The 1,194-nt window shown below is 45.8% G+C and carries 2 protein-coding genes; both read right to left on the reverse strand.

Going from position 1 to position 1,194, the window contains the following annotated elements; translation table 11 throughout:
* Nucleotides 1–38 precede the first annotated feature (38 nt).
* Nucleotides 39–734, reverse strand: coding sequence for an RES family NAD+ phosphorylase (locus BZG79_RS15735; RefSeq protein WP_077460759.1), 696 nt, complete (start codon nt 732–734; stop codon nt 39–41).
* A gap of 1 nt (nt 735) precedes the next feature.
* Nucleotides 736–1,140, reverse strand: coding sequence for an antitoxin Xre-like helix-turn-helix domain-containing protein (locus tag BZG79_RS15740; protein ID WP_025744909.1), 405 nt, complete (start codon nt 1,138–1,140; stop codon nt 736–738).
* Nucleotides 1,141–1,194: the final 54 nt, after the last annotated feature.

A 1,194-nucleotide genomic window follows, 5' to 3' on the forward strand; every position in this document is an offset into this window, starting at 1 on the left:
ATATAATGCGCACTTAAGATTGGTTTATTAACATACCGCTATATCGATTCATCCAGTAAGTAAATCTTCTCAACCTGGCTGATTTCTTTCCCGTTCCAAATCATTTCTGCGTGGAAGCATTGGATGACATCGCTAACCACCTGTGGCGTAGACATCGCCCAGCAAATCCTCCCTTCATTTCGCACTGAGTGGTAGCGGATCCCTGATAATGTATCATTTTGCCGTACCTGGCGGCCAAGCATCTGTGCCGCAGAGTAATCAATCAGGTCGTAAATTGGATCTGTCATTGGCTTGTCGCACACATCAATCACCTTATTATCATCAAATGTGAAACGAAGCGCCCTAAACACCAAACGATCATAGTGAAGCCCATTAACGCCAGCCCAATACTTGCGCTGGTGATACATGACCTCCTTTACAGCGGTTTGTTCGGTGTCACCAATATAAAGCATCCCAAAGCTGCCATCAGCAAAGCGTGAGCCATCACGGTTAATGTGCGTAAAGGCGGCTACCGCATAGCTACGACCACGTTCACAGTGGTACGGGATTTCCTCCGGCTTAATCAGGGAAACATCACCCACTTCATCGAGAATACGTGGATTCGTCAATGCTTGCAGTTGATACATCACCTCAAAGTCTTCCGGATTAAGGACATCATCAAACAAATCAATCGTCGGGTACTTAGACGGAATGAGCCTATAACCTACCGCTTGATTTTCTCTCGCATTCGGCATGCTACCCCCATTGACCTGAACGTAACGCGTCGACACGACAGAACACTTCGTAAAGATCAGCGAATTTGCCGCTACTAATAATAGATAAAGGCGTCTGCCCTTCGAAGTAAGCGTTTTTGTTCTCCATCGACATGAAACCCTGAACGTTCTCTTGGTTATCGAAGATGATTCGAAGGCTACTGTGAATGTTTGCGATATAGCTTAAGCGCTCAAGCTGATCATCATCCATAGATATAGTGTCTGGGTTCGCCTTGTACTTTTGGAATGTAGACCTTGGCATGCGAAGAATTCGCTGCATGTCTGCGCCGGTACAGCCCCATCCTTCCATTATTTTTACAGCAGCTTTGAAGCCGACCTGAGCCATTCTCTTCTTGTCTGCCGCCTTTGGTGCTTGTGCTGCTGTCATATCATTCACCATTTCATGCTCACACACTCTCATTATGGACTTAATCTATAATTA

It is taken from the genome of Salinivibrio sp. MA427 (assembly GCF_001996115.1).
Taxonomy (GTDB): Bacteria; Pseudomonadota; Gammaproteobacteria; order Enterobacterales; family Vibrionaceae; genus Salinivibrio; species Salinivibrio costicola.

Coding starts and splice junctions, on each gene's coding strand:
- BZG79_RS15735 (WP_077460759.1), bottom strand. CDS start 734: ATGCCGAATGCGAGAGAAAATCAAGCGGTAGGTTATAGGCTCATTCCG.
- BZG79_RS15740 (WP_025744909.1), bottom strand. CDS start 1,140: ATGACAGCAGCACAAGCACCAAAGGCGGCAGACAAGAAGAGAATGGCT.